Below are 16,722 nucleotides of genomic sequence, written 5' to 3'. Positions count from 1 at the left end.
AAAAATGTGCATTGAACACTGGGTTCAAGATGTTTCAGAATGAATAATAATGCAGATCTTCGCTTCAGGTGGCCGCTTTCCGCGAGCCAGGCCGAGCCTCCTCAGGCCAACAGGATGTTGGTCACAAAGGCGTATAAGAGAGGGCATAGCCTTTCGTATAGATGGTAAGAGTAGACATAGTAAATATAATGGTAAAATCATATGTCGAATTAGGATTTGACCATATAGAACAGGAATCTTTTTGCCGGATTCTACTAATAATGAACTAAAGGAGTGTTTTCTAATGACATTGAAAAGAAGTAAAATCTCAGTAATTGGTGGCGGATTTACAGGTGCAACAACTGCTTTTCTACTTGCTCAAAAGGAACTTGGTGATATTGTTTTAGTAGATATTCCACAATCCGAAAATGCTACTAAAGGTAAAGCTTTGGATATGGCACAAGCGGGACCCGTCCAAGGCTTTGATGCTGATATCATTGGCACTTCTAGTTATGAAGATACGAAAGACTCGGATTTAGTAATTATTACAGCTGGTATCGCTCGTAAACCAGGAATGAGCCGCGATGATTTAGTGCAGACAAATCAAAAAGTGATGAAATCTGTTACATCTGAAATCGTAAAATATTCTCCGAATACGACAATCTTAGTTTTAACGAACCCTGTGGATGCAATGACCTATACAGTTTATAAGGAATCTGGTCTTCCAAAAGAACGTGTGATTGGCCAATCGGGAGTACTTGACACTGCTCGTTTCCGAACATTCGTTGCGAAAGAATTAAACCTCTCCGTAAAAGATGTAACTGGGTTTGTACTTGGTGGGCATGGGGACGATATGGTACCGTTAGTTAGATATTCATTCGCTGGTGGAATTCCATTAGAAACTTTAATTGATGCTACTCGCTTAGAGGAAATTGTAGATCGTACTCGTAAGGGTGGAGCGGAGATTGTAAATCTTCTTGGTAATGGTTCTGCTTATTATGCTCCAGCTGCATCTTTAGTAGAAATGGCTGAAGCAATTCTGAAAGACCAAAAACGAGTATTACCATCTATTGCATATTTAGAAGGTGAATATGGTATGGATGGAATTTACCTTGGTGTTCCAACAGTATTGGGTGCTGGTGGTATCGAGAAAATTATCGAACTTGAGTTAACAGAAGAAGAAAAAGCATTATTAAACAAATCAGCAGAAGCCGTTCAGGCGGTTATGAAAGTCTTAGCATAATAATAATTGTCATGAATCGAGTGGGGAAACCTACTCGATTTTTTATTGAGGAAAAAAGAATAGCTTACTGCTTGATAAAGTGTCTTTAGCCATAAGTTCTCCAACACTTAACAGGTCCTATCATCACCTTGCGCTTTGCGTAGGTTTATTGTTAATATAGAATTAGTATAAGGTACAATGCTAGCTCAAAATGAAAGTGTTATGGATGGCGAATTTCCTGTACTGCATCCGATTATAGAAAAGTAACAAATATTGTAGCTAACATCGATTTGGAATGGGGGTTTCAAATCAACCTTGGAGGCCGATAAAATGAGAAAAGTATTAGTTGTGGATGATGAAAGTTCAATCGTAACTCTTTTAAAATATAATCTTGAAGAAGCAGGCTTTGAAGTCATAACAGCAAATGATGGCTTAGAGGGGCTTAATAAAGCCTTGGAAGAAAAGCCCGATGTGATTTTACTGGATTGGATGTTGCCCCATATGGATGGCATGGAGGTCTGTAAAGAGCTTCGTATTAAGAAGGTGCAAATTCCAATAATCATGTTAACAGCTAAAGATGAAGAATTCGATAAAGTATTAGGTCTTGAACTAGGTGCAGATGATTATATGACCAAGCCATTCAGTCCTAGAGAAGTAACAGCACGAGTTAAAGCTATGATTCGTCGTTCTGGCATTTCTACTGAAAAAAAACAAGAGAAAACAAAAGAAGAAATGTATACTTTCGGTCCACTACAAGTATTTCCAGAACGTTTCGAAGTACTTTTAAACAATGAGGTCATTGAATTTACGCCAAAAGAATTCGAATTACTTGTCTATTTAATCGAAAACAAAAATCGAGTTTTAACAAGAGATCAGCTACTAAGTGCCGTTTGGAATTATGATTTTGCAGGCGACACTCGCATAGTAGATGTACATATTAGCCATTTACGAGACAAAATTGAAGTTAATAGTAGAAAACCTCATTTCATTAAAACAATTAGAGGATTAGGATACAAGTTTGAGGAGCCTAAGAGCTAATGAAATCATTTCATTCCAAACTTTTTAGAACTTATTCTATTATGATAGGGTTAATATTAGCTTGTCTAGGACTAGTACTTGGGCAGCTTTTTCCTATTTATGCAAAAAACGCTTCCGAAAAGGTCATTAATATTAAATTAGAAGAATTATCTAAAGACTTAGCAACTACAGGACTAACAGTTGATGAACAGAGAGATATTAATGAGACGATAGGTAATTCCTTTTACCAAGCGGAGATGCTTGAACCTCATTCCTTATGGATTTTTTTGTTTATCATTTTAGCTATTACATTTCTCATTGCACTCTTTTTAGGTTCTAGTATTTTCAAAAAGTATGCTCAGCCAATCGAGCATCTGACAGAAACCGCTATGGAATTAGCTAGAGGTAATTATCGAATTCGTGCATTTGAAGATGAATTTTCTGGAATGTCGAAGCTAAGCAACTCTATTAATATACTCGCACGCAGTCTACATGATATATCGGTCATGAGGGAAACGGAAAAAGAGCGGTTAAAAACGTTAATCGAGAATATGGGTAGTGCGCTCATAATGATTGATCGGAATGGTTATATTACGATCGTAAATCGTTCGTTTCTTAAGCAGCTTGATATTTCGTTTAAAGATGTGGATGGAAAGCTATTTAATAAAATCGGTCTACCTAAAAAAATTGAAGATTTCATTGATCAACTATTTTTAACTGAGGCTTCTAGCCGGGAACAAATATCCATTAAGAAAAACATACATACTTATTATATGGATGCTTACGGAGCTCCTGTCATCGGTGAACATGGAAAATGGCTTGGGATAGTGATAGTCATGCATGAAGTGACAGAGCTTGTGAAACTGGAGCAAGTAAGAAAAGATTTTGTAGCAAATGTTTCGCATGAATTGAAGACACCTGTTACTAGTATTAAAGGTTTTTCCGAAACATTATTGTATGGAGCGTATAAAAATGAAGAAACTTTACTTTCTTTCCTAGAGATAATTCATAAAGAAAGCAATAGACTTCAAATGCTCATTAATGATTTGTTAGATCTTTCCAAAGTGGAACAAGTAGGATATGAAGTAGACTTACAAAAGGTCAACTTATTGGATGTCGTTGCGCGAAGTAAAGAAATGACTAGTCATATTGTTGAGGAAAAGAATATGCGCCTGGAGATAATATCTGAAGAGCCAGTCTTTGTATTAGGTGATTTAAATCGTTTAATCCAAATAACGATGAATTTGTTGATGAATGCACTGACTTATTCCCCTGAAGATAAAACTGTTACTATAACCATTAGTCAGACTAAAAAGTGTGGAGTAATACGTATTCAGGATGAAGGAATTGGAATTGCAAAAGAAGAGATTAACCGAGTATTCGAGCGTTTTTATCGCGTAGATAGAGCTAGGAGCAGAAACTCGGGAGGAACTGGGCTAGGCTTAGCAATTGTTAAGCATCTAGTGGAAGCGCATCATGGCTTACTAGAAGTAGATAGTGAAGTAGGAAAAGGTACTGTCTTTACGGTATCTATTCCACTTGTTAAAAGATAACGGAGGTATTTATGAATAACCAACCCTTTATCCCAATAATTATTGGGACAGATATGAATGCTTATAATATGGCAATTTCTTTTCATGAGGAATACAATATTAAGCCAATATTAGTAGGTAAAGAAGAAATGTCTTTTACTAAATGGAGCAGTGTGATTGAACATATTGAGATTCAGCCAAACTTATGGGATAAATCTGCATTTGTTCAAGTACTTTCTGAAGTCGCACAAAAATATAAAACAAACGATAAGCAATTGCTATTAATAGGAACAAATGATTTTTATGTGCGATTAATAATTGAAAATGCCGATGCTTTAAAGAAAATGTATGTTTTTAACTATATGTCGGAAGAATTAATGAACAATCTATTGGTGAAATCAAATTTCTATAAGCTTTGTGAAGAGCATGGAATTGATGCACCGAAAACTTATTATTATTCATGTGCAAAAAAAGCGGCATTTACAGAGGAAGTACTCTATCCGCTAATCATAAAACCAAGTAATGGTGTGATGTATTATAAAAACAAGTTTCCTGGCCAGCAAAAAGTTTATCGAGTAGAGTCTAAAGCTGAACTAGATGATATTTTAGAAAAAGTAAATGCAAGTGGTTATACGGAGGACTTGATAATTCAGGATTACATCCCAGGCGATGATACATATATGTGGGATTCCGTATTTTATATGAATTCTAAAGGTAAAGCTGAACTTAGCACTCTTGCACAAGTGGTGCTACAAGAGCATACTGTAACTGCTATTGGTAACTATACAGCGCTTATTACTCGATATAATGAGGAATTAATGAAAAAGCTACAGCACTTTTTAGAAGCAGTCGGTTATGTAGGTTTTGCTAACTTCGATTTAAAATTTGATGAGCGAGATGGCAAGTTCAAAGTATTTGAAGTAAATATTAGACAAGGTCGTTCTAGTTATTATACAACTGCTCTTGGACATAATATGGCTAGATATTTTGTGGATGATGTTATTTATCAAAAGGAAAAAGCCCTTACTTTGTTGAATGAGCATTATTTGTTTACGGTAGTACCTAAAATAGTATTAAAGAAATTTGTTGAAAATGAAGAGATTCAACAAGAGGTTAGAATGCTATTGAGGTCTGGTAAATGGGGAAATCCACTTTTCTACAAGAAGGACAAGCATTTTACGCGTAAATTATTTTTAGTTGCTCGTCAGTTCAATTATTATAAGAAGTATAAAAATAATAATTGGTAAGGAAATATTTACAATTTATTCACAAGGGGTTTACAATTGTTTGCTATATTTAAAAAGACCCCTTTTCCAAACGATGTACCTAAAAAGCTAGCATTTTTGCTAGCTTTTTTTTATTTGGCTCAAATAACCTATTCCAACTAAAAAACAAAACCAAAGAAAAGTAAAGGAAACAAGTATTCTATTAATTTTGAAACTAATTACCAACTTAAACCGTAAAAGGAAGTATACATAAAAAGGAGGAAATAATATGAGTACTAAAAGATTATTAACTATTATCGCTTTGAGCTTAATGGGCATTATGTTAATTTCTGCTGTTTTTACTTCATGGTATACGGTAGATGAGTCGGAACAAGCAATCGTCATCACATTTGGTGAAGCGAGTGAGCCAATAGTGGATCCGGGATTGAAGTTTAAAATGCCGTGGCCAATTCAAACAGTAGAAAAACTGTCTAAAGAAACGTTTAGTCTGAAATTTGGTTATAGCCAATCTGCAGATGGAGAAATCGAATCATTTGATAAGGATACAAAAATGATTACAGGGGATGACAATATTGTATTAACGGATTTAGTCGTTCAATGGAAAATAACAGATCCTAAATCATATTTATTTAACGCGGAAAATCCAAGAGAACTACTTCATGATGCAACTTCAGCTTCGATACGTTCCATTATTGGGAACTCTAAAATAGATGATGCCTTAACATCTGGGAAAGCTCAAATTGAGAGTGATACAAATGATTTGCTACGCTCGTTAATAGAAAAGTACGATATTGGTATCTCTGTATTAACAGTGAAGCTACAAGATGTGGAGCTTCCCAATGCAGAAGTTCGTTCAGCATTTACAGCGGTAACGGACGCTGAAGAAACGAAAAATACAAAAGTAAATCAGGCCGATAAATACAAGAACCAAAAGTTAAGTGAAGCAATAGGTGAAAAAGATGCGATTATATCTAATGCGAATGGATATAAAACCGCTCGTATAGAACAAGCAAAAGGGGATATAGCACTATTTGATAAACTCTATGTAGAATATCAAAATAACAAAGAGATTACAAAACAGCGTTTAGTTATGGAGACATTAGATGCAGTACTACCAAATGCTAATTTATATATTATGAATGATGATGGTGGGACGATGAAATATCTTCCGCTTCAATCACTAGAAGCTACTAAACAAGCAACTCCACCAGCTAGCACTACAACTGAAACAGAGACAGAAGAAGGGAGCGGAAAGTAATGACTGAAAACAAAAATCCATTCTCCAATCTAGAAGCAAAGTTTAAGACTGTAGATAACAAAGCAAGTAAAGCTCCTAAAGAGAAAAAACCGATAGATTACAAAAAATACACGAAGTCATTTATCGCCATCTTCTTAGTTTTTGTCTTGTTCATTATCGCCCTTGCGAATATCTATGTGGTCAAAGAGGGAGAATTTAAAGTTATTCGTCAGTTCGGGGAGATCAAAGACATTAAACAAAATCCCGGAATTCATATGAAAATACCATTCGTTCAATCTGTCACTACAGTACCTAAATATCAAATGAATTATAATATATCTGAGGCAGAAATAAATACGAAAGACAAACGTCGAATCATTATTGATAATTACGCAGTGTGGAGAGTGGTAAATCCAAAAGAGATGATCTCTAGTGCGGGTACATTAGTTGGAGCTGGCTCCCGTATGGAGGAATTCATCTACTCAGTTGTTCGCTCGGAGCTAGGTCAATTAGAATATAGTGAAATTATTAATGATGAAAATTCATCTCGTGGTAGTTTGAATGATCAAATAACAAACCATGTTAATGAGTTATTGAAAAAAGATAACTATGGAATTGAAGTAATAGATGTTCGTATTAAACGAACAGATCTTCCTCTGGAAAATGAGCAATCTGTATACAATGAAATGATTTCAGAAAGACAAAGTATTGCTCAAAAGTTCCTATCTACCGGAGATGCAGATAAACGTAGAATTGAAGCGGAAACTGATCGCGAGGTTCGTGAAATGTTGGCATCTGCCAATAAAGAAGCATCTGTCATAGCGGCTGAAGGGGATGCAGAGGCAGCAAAAATCTATAACCAAAGTTTTTCAAAGGATCCCGAGTTCTATTCACTGTACAGAACTTTAGAATCTTATAAGAAAACAATTGGAAGTGAAACGATGATCATTATCCCTTCTGATTCACCATATGCAAACATCCTATCAGGTTATCTAGAATAGTATATGAATCGTCATTCTCCTTACTGTCATGGTAAGATATAGGGAATGACGGTTTTTATTATTAAGGAGTGAATGTATTTGTCAACCGAGAAAATCCTATTATTAGACGGCAATAGTTTGGCATACCGAGCTTTTTTTGCCCTACCTTTATTAACAAATGAACATGGAATACATACAAACGCAGTATATGGCTTTACAATGATGCTACAAAAAATTATGGATGAAGAAAATCCTACTCATATGCTCGTGGCATTTGATGCCGGGAAAACGACCTTCCGTCATTCTACTTTTGGGGATTATAAAGGTGGAAGACAAAAAACACCACCAGAACTATCGGAACAATTCCCTTATATACGCAAGTTAATCGATGCTTATGGTATTAAGCGATACGAACTGGAAATGTACGAAGCAGACGATATTATCGGTACTTTAAGCAAGCGTGCAGACGAAAAAGGGCAGCAAGTTGTAATTGTCTCAGGTGATAAAGATTTAACACAACTAGCTACAGATAAAACAACTGTGTATATCACTAGAAAAGGCATAACCGATATTGAAAAATATACACCTGAACATGTACAAGAAAAGTATGGCTTAACTCCATTACAGATTATAGACATGAAAGGTTTAATGGGAGATGCTTCTGATAATATTCCAGGAGTTCCTGGTGTCGGAGAAAAAACAGCTATTAAGCTTTTAAAAGAACATGGTTCGGTAGAGGATTTATATAAAGCACTTGATACAGTTAGTGGCGTTAAACTAAAGGAAAAACTCATCGCCAACGAAGAGCAGGCAATTATGAGTAAGGCATTAGCTACGATTGAAACAGCTGCACCGATACAGATTTCTATAGACGATCTTTCATATACTGGTCCTAATATGGAAGAAGTAATTGAAGTTTGGAAGGAACTAGCTTTTAAAACTCTTCTTGAGAAATCTGACTATATTTCTGAGGAATCCGAAACTACAGAAGTAGCATTCGAGATTGTTGAAGAAATTGACTCTACAATATTAGATAAAGTAATGTCAGTCCATTTAGAAATGTATGATGGGCAATATCATACAAGCGAATTATTAGGTATTGCTTTATCAGATGGAGAAAAGGGTTATTTTGCTCCTGCTGATATAGCTTTTCAATCGAAGGATTTTTGTTCTTGGTTAGAAAATGCTACGAATAAAAAGTATTTAGCAGACTCCAAAGCGACACAAGCAGTGAGTAGAAAACATAATGTGAATGTACATGGAGTGGAATTCGACCTTCTTTTAGCAGCGTATATAGTAAATCCTGCTATTTCTTCAGAGGATGTTGCGGCTATTGCTAAAGAATTTGGATATTTTAACTTGCTGACAAACGATAGTGTTTATGGGAAAGGTGCCAAAAAAACCGCACCTGAAATCGAGAAAATTGCAGAACATGCCGTAAGAAAAGCAAGGGCTATTTGGGACTTGAAAGAAAAGTTAGAAGTAAAACTGGAAGAAAATGAACAATATGCGTTGTATAAAGAAATAGAGCTACCGCTTGCATCTATCCTTGGTACGATGGAATCAGATGGGGTGCTGGTGGATAAACAAATTCTTGTAGAAATGGGTCATGAGCTTAATATTAAGTTACGAGCGATTGAACAAGACATTTATGCGTTAGCTGGTGAAACGTTTAATATTAATTCACCTAAACAATTAGGTGTAATACTATTTGAAAAAATTGGTCTTACCCCTATTAAAAAGACAAAAACGGGCTATTCAACTGCAGCAGATGTTTTGGAAAAACTAGCAAGTGAACATGAAATAATAGAGCAAATTTTACTATATCGTCAATTAGGTAAACTCAATTCCACATATATCGAAGGATTATTAAAAGAGATTCATGAAGATGATGGGAAGATCCATACCCGATATCAACAAGCCTTAACTTCAACTGGGCGTTTGAGTTCGATCAATCCAAACCTTCAAAATATACCAGTTCGTTTAGAAGAAGGTAGAAAAATACGTAAAGCCTTTGTTCCTTCACAACCGGGATGGGTAATGTTTGCGGCGGATTACTCTCAAATTGAATTGCGTGTTCTTGCCCATATGTCTAAGGATGAAAACCTGGTAGAAGCTTTTAATAATGATCTGGATATTCATACTAAAACGGCTATGGATGTATTCCATGTGGAGCAGGAAGCAGTAACGTCCGATATGCGCCGTGCTGCTAAGGCAGTTAACTTTGGGATTGTGTATGGTATTAGTGATTATGGTTTATCACAAAACCTAGATATTACTAGAAAAGAAGCGGCGACATTTATCGAGAATTATTTAAATAGCTTCCCAGGTGTAAAAGGATATATGGATGATATCGTTCAAAATGCGAAACAAACAGGCTACGTTACAACAATTTTGAATAGACGAAGATATTTGCCTGAAATAACAAGTTCTAACTTTAATCTCCGCAGTTTTGCAGAACGTACTGCTATGAATACACCAATTCAAGGGAGTGCAGCCGATATTATTAAAAAAGCAATGATCGATATGGCGGAAAGATTAATATCAGAAAATATGCAGACCAAAATGCTACTACAAGTACATGATGAATTAATTTTTGAGGCTCCACCAGAGGAAATTGCAATGCTAGAAAAAATAGTGCCAGAGGTGATGGAAAACGCTATTAAACTGATTGTACCTTTGAAAGTGGATTATGCCTTTGGTTCATCTTGGTATGACACGAAGTAGGGGGTAACTTGTATGCCGGAATTACCAGAAGTAGAGGGCGTATTACGCGCCCTTCAACCAATTGTAACTGGAAAGACTATTAAGTCAGTAGAAGTTTCTGAAACCATTTATAATTCCAAAGCAATTGGTAAAGAAGCAATTATTAAAGGGTTAGATGTAGAGCAGTTTTGTCTAGTTTTACCTGGCACAAAGATCGACCATCTAGAAAGAAGGTCCAAATATATTTATTTTCATCTTCTAAAGGATGGACTCCCTTATATGCTCGTATCGCATTTGGGCATGTCAGGGGCATGGTTTTCTGTGAAAAACTTGCATGAAATTACAGAAGCTAAGTTTAGAAAGCATGCGCATGTTACCATCTATTTTGAAGAAGGGGATCTGTTAGTCTATTCGGATATCCGACGGTTTGGCGAACTGCGATTCTTAGAAACAGAAGCGGACTACCCACCTCTACTATTAATGGCACCTGAGCCTTTTGATCAGCATGCATTAGATCATTTTCTGCATATGAGTGCATTGCCAAAATACGAAAATAAAGCAATAAAAGAATTTATCATGGATGGTCATGTTGTGTCTGGTTGTGGCAATATTTATGCAACAGAAGCATTATTTCGTATGAAAATACATCCGGCTCGGGCAGTAAAAAGAATTAGTAGAGAGCGGAAAATTCATTTGTTTCAAGAAATTGTAATTGTCTTACTTGATAGTATAGAAAATGGGGGTAGTACGATCTCTGATTATCGTACTATTAATGGCGGAGCAGGAAATATGCAAAATAGACTTCAAATGTATGGCAAAAAGGAATGTGGATTCTGTGGCACGAAAACGAAACAGAAGACAATCGGTGGTCGGACATCTACCTATTGCCCAGCATGTCAAAAATAAGGAGCAACCAGATGATTATTGGATTAACGGGAAGTATTGCTAGTGGGAAAAGCACCGTTGCGAATATGTTATCGGAAATGGGCTTTCCCATTATTGATGCAGATCTTGTCGCGCGTATAGTAGTTGAAAAAGGAACTGCGACTCTAGAGACAATTAAAGAAGTTTTTGGTACACAAGTTATCCATGAGGATGGAACGTTAAATAGGGAAGAATTAGGGGCATTAATTTTTTCGGATCCTTCCAAACGTAAGCAGTTAAATGATATTATGCATCCTGCTATCCGGGAAGAAATGTTAGTGCAAAGGCAACAGCTTGTGCAACAAGGGAATCCAGTAATTATTATGGATATACCATTGCTTTTTGAAAGTAGATTACAATCTTTTGTCGATAAAATCCTTGTTGTGACTGTAACTGAACAAAAACAATTAGAAAGATTGATGGCTCGAAATGGTTTTACACATGAAGAAGCCAGATTACGTATTCAATCACAATTACCTTTGTCTGTTAAAGAAGAAGGTGCGGATGCGGTTATTTATAATAATGAAACCATCGAGGAAACAAAACAACAATTGCTAAAAATATTGGCGATTTGGGAGCAAACGAACTAAAGGTTAGTTAATAACATTTTAAGCATTAGAATTCGAAAAGTGATACTATTTTTTCGCAAGTGGAAATAAAGAAGAAGAGAAGCGTCTGAATTTGTATCTTCAGATGCTTTTTCTATGTAGAAGGAAAAATTTCCTTCTATTATTCCTAAATAGTATTGTTGAAGAGGATTTGCGTACAGATAAATGCCATCATATTTTCGAAAAAAGAAAGGCTGTTTGTGACGTTAGTCATAAACAGCCTTTTAAAAATACTCGGTAATAGTAGAGAAATAATTCGATTCATAGCCAACAGGAAACTATAGTAACAGGTTTTCACTTTCCCAACTTCAGCTGTTCTGTAACCAACCGAAAGTTATTTGAAAATACTAACATTTATAATGTATACTTTAGGGGCTACACAATAAAGAAAATGTGTTATACTAATTCAAGGTTATAAACAATTAAGTATCACACAGTTACAGGAGGACTTTTCACATGACAGTTTCAGTAGCGATTAATGGTTTTGGACGTATCGGACGTATGGTTTTTCGTCAAGCAATAGCACAAGAGGATTTAAATGTGGTAGCGATAAATGCGAGATACCCATTAGAGACGTTGGCACATCTTATTAAATATGATTCTACACATGGTACATTCACTGGAGATATTTCATTAGCAGAAAACGCACTAATCATTGATGGTCAGCGTGTTCAAATTGTGGATGATCGAGATCCAGCAAATTTACCTTGGAAAGAGTTAAACGTGGATATTGTAATTGAATCTACTGGAAAATTTAATGATGGAGAAAAAGCTAAAGCACATATCGAAGCTGGTGCGAAAAAGGTAATAATCACAGCTCCTGCAAAAAACGAAGATGCCACAATTGTTATGGGAGTTAACGATGATAAATTAGATTCATCGATTCACCATATTATTTCAAACGCTAGCTGTACTACAAATTGCTTAGCACCTGTAGTTAAAGTATTAAATGATACATTTGGTATTGAAAATGGGTTAATGACGACTGTTCATGCATATACAAACGATCAGAACAATCTCGATAATCCTCATAAAGATTTAAGACGTGCACGTGCTTGTGGCCAATCAATCATTCCAACTTCCACTGGCGCTGCGAAAGCACTTTCACTTGTGTTGCCTGAGCTTCAAGGGAAAATTCATGGTATGGCGTTACGTGTGCCGACTCCGAATGTCTCTTTAGTAGATTTAGTAGTAGATTTACAGAAGGATGTTACTGCTGAAGAAGTAAATGATGCTTTTGTAAAAGCATCTGAAGGGGCAATGCAAGGGATTTTAGGAATTACGATGGATCCGCTAGTATCAATCGACTTTAATACTTCTACATTATCTACTACAGTAGATGGGTTAACTACTATGGTTATTGGTAACCGTAAAGTGAAGGTTCTTGCATGGTACGATAATGAGTGGGGTTACTCAGCTAGAGTAGTGGACCTAACTAAAAAAGTAGCTTTATCACTGTAATTATCTTATCCTCTTTCTAGCTGATAGAAAGAGGATTTATTAATTCTTGCATAATTCTGTAAAACAACATATAATGAGAATCGTGTTACTTTATTAGAACACCGACTACTTAAAGGGTTAGGACCTCTTTGGACTAACTTTCCCCCGTGGTAGTCAACTTTGAGGTTAAAAATAAACTTATCAAAGGGGGAAACGGACATTGGAAACAATGGGACGTCACATTATTGCAGAACTATGGGAGTGCGATTTCGACAAACTTAACGATATGCAATTTATCGAACAAACATTTGTTGATGCTGCACTAAAATCTGGTGCAGAAGTTAGAGAAGTTGCATTTCACAAATTTGCGCCACAAGGTGTAAGTGGAGTCGTTATTATTTCCGAATCGCATTTAACGATTCACAGCTTTCCAGAGCATGGTTATGCGAGCATTGATGTGTATACATGTGGTGATTTGGATCCATCAATCGCAGCTAACTATATTGCAGATGCTCTTAATGCTGGAATTCGCGAAACGTTAGAAATGCCACGTGGTATGGGACCAGTTAAAAAGCCTGCATCACGTTTGACAGTTCAAGCGTAATAAATTTATACCTGACTGAGTGAGCAGAGGAGTGATTCCTCTGCTTTTTCGATTTTATAGAAGAATATTGTTATAATAGATACATACATAAAAATACCGTGAAGAATTAGGAGAGATCTATATGAGATGCCCAACTTGTCAATACAATGGCACAAAAGTTGTCGATTCTCGTCCTGTGGATGACAATAAGGCAATCCGAAGAAGAAGAGAGTGCGAAGAATGTGGATTTCGTTTTACCACATTCGAAAAAGTAGAAGAGACACCATTAATCGTTATTAAAAAAGATGGTTCTCGAGAAGAGTTCAGTCGAGAAAAAGTATTGCGTGGGCTAATTCGTGCATGTGAAAAGAGACCTGTGGAGTTAGAACGACTAGAAAATATTGTTTTCTCTATAGAAAAAGAATTGCGAAGAATGGGAAATGCAGAAGTTAGGTCAGAGGACGTCGGAGAGATTGTCATGGACCAGCTAGCAGAAGTAGATGAAGTAGCTTATGTTCGTTTTGCTTCCGTCTATCGCCAATTTAAAGATATAAATGTATTTATCGATGAGTTAAAGGAAATTTTAAAGAAAAACCCTTCCTTATAAATAGAATTATTTTAATACTTATCAATATAAAGGAGTAGATACAATTGTCGATGTTATATAAAGAACTACAGCCAGCAGATTTGTATATGATTCGCTTACCATATTCTTTATCAGATTATGATCGGCAATTGTTAACTTTGTTTTATCAACCGTTAGTTGGAGCAGAAAGCATAAGTTTGTATTTAACACTTTGGGCAGACGGAGAACATAATGATAAAGAGCGATGGTCACATTATCAACTGATGAATGTCCTTGGAATGCCAATAGGGAAAATTTTTCAGGCCCGTCTTGCTCTGGAAGCAATTGGTCTTCTCCGTACTTGGAAAAAAACAATGGAGGATGGAAGTGTATTCCATTATGAACTTGCAGCACCATTAGATGCTGAGTCATTTTTAAAGGATCCATTACTTTCTATGTTTTTGCTCAATAAAGTAGGAGAAAATGCCTTTAAACAACTACGTAATCGTTTTATACAAAATTCTAATTGGAATGATGGTTTCACGGACGTCTCTAGAACTTTTGTTGATGTATTTAAACCGTCTACTAAAATGAATAATACTGTATCTTACGATGAAGATTTCGAATCGAAGGAAAGAAAGTCTTCTGTTCCTTTTTATTATAATGACTTTGACTTTTCGTTACTTCAAGAAGGTCTTTCAGAACAATTAGTGCCTAAATCAGCGATGACAATAGAAGCGAAAGAAGTAATTGCAAAACTCTCTTTTTTATATAATTTAAGTCCTGTGGAAATGCAAAAAGTTGTTATACTAGCGTTAGATGACGATCTGCATTTATCCGAAGCGAGATTAAAGAAAGCGTGTGCAGATTATTACAAGCTGACTGTTTCGAAAGTAGCCCCTATTATTGAAAAGATTGAGAAAAAAACTGTACTTTCTGAACCTACGGGGCCTTTAACAAAAGAAGGTGAGTTAATAAATTATTTAGAAACAACACCTCCGATATCTGTATTAAAAGATATTGCGAATGGGAAAGAACCAATTCTTGCAGACGTTCAGTTGGCGAATCATTTTGTTACTCATTTTAAAATGCCAGTTGGAGTTGTAAATGTATTGTTGCAATATGTATTACTACGTACAGATATGAAACTCACGAAAAATTATGCAGAGAAAATTGCTTCTCATTGGATGAGGAAGAATGTCAAAACAGCCAAAGAAGCAATGGAGCTTGCTCGAAACGAACATGAACAATATGTAAAATGGAAAAATGAAGGTTCTCCACAAAAAACATATACTAAAAAACCGACTCGCGAGGAAAAAGTGCCTGATTGGTTTTATAAAAAAGATGGGGAAACGAAAAAATCAACTGGTAAAAATACAAATGGAATACAAAATATTGATGAAGAACGGCAAAAATTATTAGCAGAGCTAGGCATGCTGAAAAGGTAGGTGGCAAAAGTGGAACGTATTAATGAAACCTTAAAAAGAGTTATATCTCCTGAATTTACTACACGACTTAACGATATGAAAAAAGAAGTTTTGGAAGACACGAGAGTGCAAAAGTTTCTAGAGGAGAACGCCTCAGATATTAATAAAGAGATAGTCGATCGTAGTTTGAGTAAGTTATATGAATTTATTTCTCAATCCCATGATTGTGGTTCTTGTCCATCGCTAGATCAGTGTCAGAATTACATGAAGGGGTATGAACCTAAACTAGTCCTTGACCGAAATTTGATAGATAATAATTTTGTTCGTTGTAAACGAGGCATTATTGAAGACGAGCGTAAGAAAGTTATTTCCATGATTGACAGTATTCATATGCCTAAAGAGGTTATGGAAGCAACGCTTGCCGGAGTAGATTTAGAGGATGGCAGTAGGGTAGTTGCTGTTCGTGCAGCTAAAGACTTTTTGAATGAATGGGAGCGTACAAACGTACTTCCAACTAAAGGTTTATATATTTACGGGAAGTTTGGTGTAGGGAAATCTTATTTACTTGGTGCTTTGGCAAATGAGTTAGCCGCTAGACATATTCATTCGGTTGTTGTATATGTACCTGAATTTCTAAGAGAAATGAAACAAGCGATTCAAGATCATTCACTTGCTGAGAAGATTGAATTTGTGAAACGTGCTCCTGTTTTAATGTTAGATGACATTGGAGCGGAGATTATGTCGAGTTGGACCCGTGATGAAATACTAGGGACAATCCTGCATTACCGAATGTCGGAACAACTGCCAACTTTTATGTCTTCTAACTTCAATTATGATGAATTACAACATCATTTATCTTTCACACAGCGTGGGGAAAAGGAAGTAGTAAAAGCTGGTCGAATTATGGAACGGATTAAAGCACTTACGACACCAATCTCACTTCAAGGTAAAAATTGGAGAGAAAGTTAATGAAAAAGAGTGAGACGGCAGGGCGAAAATTGATTCTATCTTGCAATTGATTTTTCTGTGGCGTATAATTATTTTCATAAGAATAGTTAAAATGCAAAGAAGAGGACAACAATCAGTTTGTACGACTTTTAAGAGAGAGAAGCCTTGGCTGTAAGCTTCTTAAGTATCGGCAATCGATTTACCACCTCCGAGCAGTGATTGTGAATTTATATAGCAATTACCGGTCACCGGCCCGTTAGCCGATGCAGAGCTTCGTCTATTTCATTCATCATTACTTCTTAAGTAATGGATAGACAGAAGAAGGGTG

At 36.0% G+C, this 16,722-nt stretch carries 14 protein-coding genes; all 14 read left to right on the top strand.

The features are described 5' to 3' along the window. Positions 1 to 283 precede the first annotated feature (283 nt). The 14 genes from mdh (at position 284) to dnaI (ending at position 16,415) form a co-directional block, all read left to right on the top strand. Positions 284 to 1,222, top strand: coding sequence for a malate dehydrogenase (mdh, locus tag MKX53_RS11665; protein WP_093536899.1), 939 nt, complete (start codon positions 284 to 286; stop codon positions 1,220 to 1,222). A gap of 309 nt (positions 1,223 to 1,531) precedes the next feature. Then, positions 1,532 to 2,239, top strand: coding sequence for a response regulator transcription factor (locus MKX53_RS11660; protein WP_093536900.1), 708 nt, complete (start codon positions 1,532 to 1,534; stop codon positions 2,237 to 2,239). Beyond that, the gene (pnpS, locus tag MKX53_RS11655; RefSeq protein WP_340911412.1) at positions 2,239 to 3,771 is read left to right on the top strand and encodes a two-component system histidine kinase PnpS; all 1,533 of its coding nucleotides are present in this window, start codon (positions 2,239 to 2,241) and stop codon (positions 3,769 to 3,771) included. Before MKX53_RS11660 ends, pnpS begins: the two co-directional genes overlap by 1 nt. 11 nt (positions 3,772 to 3,782) lie before the next feature. Continuing rightward, positions 3,783 to 4,997, top strand: coding sequence for a carboxylate--amine ligase (locus tag MKX53_RS11650; RefSeq protein ID WP_093536902.1), 1,215 nt, complete (start codon positions 3,783 to 3,785; stop codon positions 4,995 to 4,997). 247 nt (positions 4,998 to 5,244) lie between these two features. Next, positions 5,245 to 6,234, top strand: coding sequence for an FtsH protease activity modulator HflK (gene hflK / locus MKX53_RS11645; protein WP_340911409.1), 990 nt, complete (start codon positions 5,245 to 5,247; stop codon positions 6,232 to 6,234). Next, the gene (gene hflC, locus MKX53_RS11640; protein WP_093536904.1) at positions 6,234 to 7,214 is read left to right on the top strand and encodes a protease modulator HflC; all 981 of its coding nucleotides are present in this window, start codon (positions 6,234 to 6,236) and stop codon (positions 7,212 to 7,214) included. Before hflK ends, hflC begins: the two co-directional genes overlap by 1 nt. Before the next feature lie 78 nt (positions 7,215 to 7,292). Then, entirely contained in the window at positions 7,293 to 9,920 is a 2,628-nt protein-coding gene (gene polA / locus MKX53_RS11635; protein WP_340911406.1) for a DNA polymerase I, read from the top strand. Positions 9,921 to 9,932: 12 nt separating this feature from the next. After that, the gene (mutM, locus tag MKX53_RS11630; protein WP_340762911.1) at positions 9,933 to 10,805 is read left to right on the top strand and encodes a bifunctional DNA-formamidopyrimidine glycosylase/DNA-(apurinic or apyrimidinic site) lyase; all 873 of its coding nucleotides are present in this window, start codon (positions 9,933 to 9,935) and stop codon (positions 10,803 to 10,805) included. Positions 10,806 to 10,816: 11 nt separating this feature from the next. Then, entirely contained in the window at positions 10,817 to 11,413 is a 597-nt protein-coding gene (coaE, locus tag MKX53_RS11625; RefSeq protein WP_340762910.1) for a dephospho-CoA kinase, read from the top strand. Between the two features lie 474 nt (positions 11,414 to 11,887). Beyond that, positions 11,888 to 12,892 (top strand): glyceraldehyde-3-phosphate dehydrogenase, encoded by a 1,005-nt coding sequence (locus MKX53_RS11620; RefSeq protein ID WP_340911405.1) that lies wholly within the window; start codon positions 11,888 to 11,890, stop codon positions 12,890 to 12,892. Positions 12,893 to 13,091: 199 nt separating this feature from the next. Continuing rightward, complete coding sequence (gene speD / locus MKX53_RS11615; RefSeq protein WP_093536909.1) at positions 13,092 to 13,475, top strand: adenosylmethionine decarboxylase; 384 nt, start codon at positions 13,092 to 13,094, stop codon at positions 13,473 to 13,475. A gap of 121 nt (positions 13,476 to 13,596) precedes the next feature. Beyond that, positions 13,597 to 14,061, top strand: coding sequence for a transcriptional regulator NrdR (nrdR, locus tag MKX53_RS11610; RefSeq protein WP_093536910.1), 465 nt, complete (start codon positions 13,597 to 13,599; stop codon positions 14,059 to 14,061). A 50-nt stretch (positions 14,062 to 14,111) separates the two neighbouring features. Further along, complete coding sequence (locus MKX53_RS11605; protein WP_340913337.1) at positions 14,112 to 15,467, top strand: replication initiation and membrane attachment family protein; 1,356 nt, start codon at positions 14,112 to 14,114, stop codon at positions 15,465 to 15,467. A gap of 9 nt (positions 15,468 to 15,476) precedes the next feature. Next, a complete protein-coding gene (gene dnaI / locus MKX53_RS11600) occupies positions 15,477 to 16,415 on the top strand; it encodes a primosomal protein DnaI (RefSeq protein ID WP_340762908.1) in 939 nt (312 codons plus the stop codon). Positions 16,416 to 16,722: the final 307 nt, after the last annotated feature.

Source organism: Psychrobacillus sp. FSL K6-4615, from assembly GCF_038008225.1.
Classification (GTDB): domain Bacteria; phylum Bacillota; class Bacilli; order Bacillales_A; family Planococcaceae; genus Psychrobacillus; species Psychrobacillus psychrotolerans.
Note: the sequence above shows the minus strand (reverse complement) of the source record. Positions and strands in the feature narration are given on the sequence as shown.

Bases quoted from the DNA above. Each gene is read 5' to 3' on its own strand.
- mdh (WP_093536899.1), top strand. From the start codon at position 284: ATGACATTGAAAAGAAGTAAAATCTCAGTAATTGGTGGCGGATTTACA.
- MKX53_RS11660 (WP_093536900.1), top strand. From the start codon at position 1,532: ATGAGAAAAGTATTAGTTGTGGATGATGAAAGTTCAATCGTAACTCTT.
- pnpS (WP_340911412.1), top strand. From the start codon at position 2,239: ATGAAATCATTTCATTCCAAACTTTTTAGAACTTATTCTATTATGATA.
- MKX53_RS11650 (WP_093536902.1), top strand. From the start codon at position 3,783: ATGAATAACCAACCCTTTATCCCAATAATTATTGGGACAGATATGAAT.
- hflK (WP_340911409.1), top strand. From the start codon at position 5,245: ATGAGTACTAAAAGATTATTAACTATTATCGCTTTGAGCTTAATGGGC.
- hflC (WP_093536904.1), top strand. From the start codon at position 6,234: ATGACTGAAAACAAAAATCCATTCTCCAATCTAGAAGCAAAGTTTAAG.
- mutM (WP_340762911.1), top strand. From the start codon at position 9,933: ATGCCGGAATTACCAGAAGTAGAGGGCGTATTACGCGCCCTTCAACCA.
- coaE (WP_340762910.1), top strand. From the start codon at position 10,817: ATGATTATTGGATTAACGGGAAGTATTGCTAGTGGGAAAAGCACCGTT.
- MKX53_RS11620 (WP_340911405.1), top strand. From the start codon at position 11,888: ATGACAGTTTCAGTAGCGATTAATGGTTTTGGACGTATCGGACGTATG.
- nrdR (WP_093536910.1), top strand. From the start codon at position 13,597: ATGAGATGCCCAACTTGTCAATACAATGGCACAAAAGTTGTCGATTCT.
- MKX53_RS11605 (WP_340913337.1), top strand. From the start codon at position 14,112: ATGTTATATAAAGAACTACAGCCAGCAGATTTGTATATGATTCGCTTA.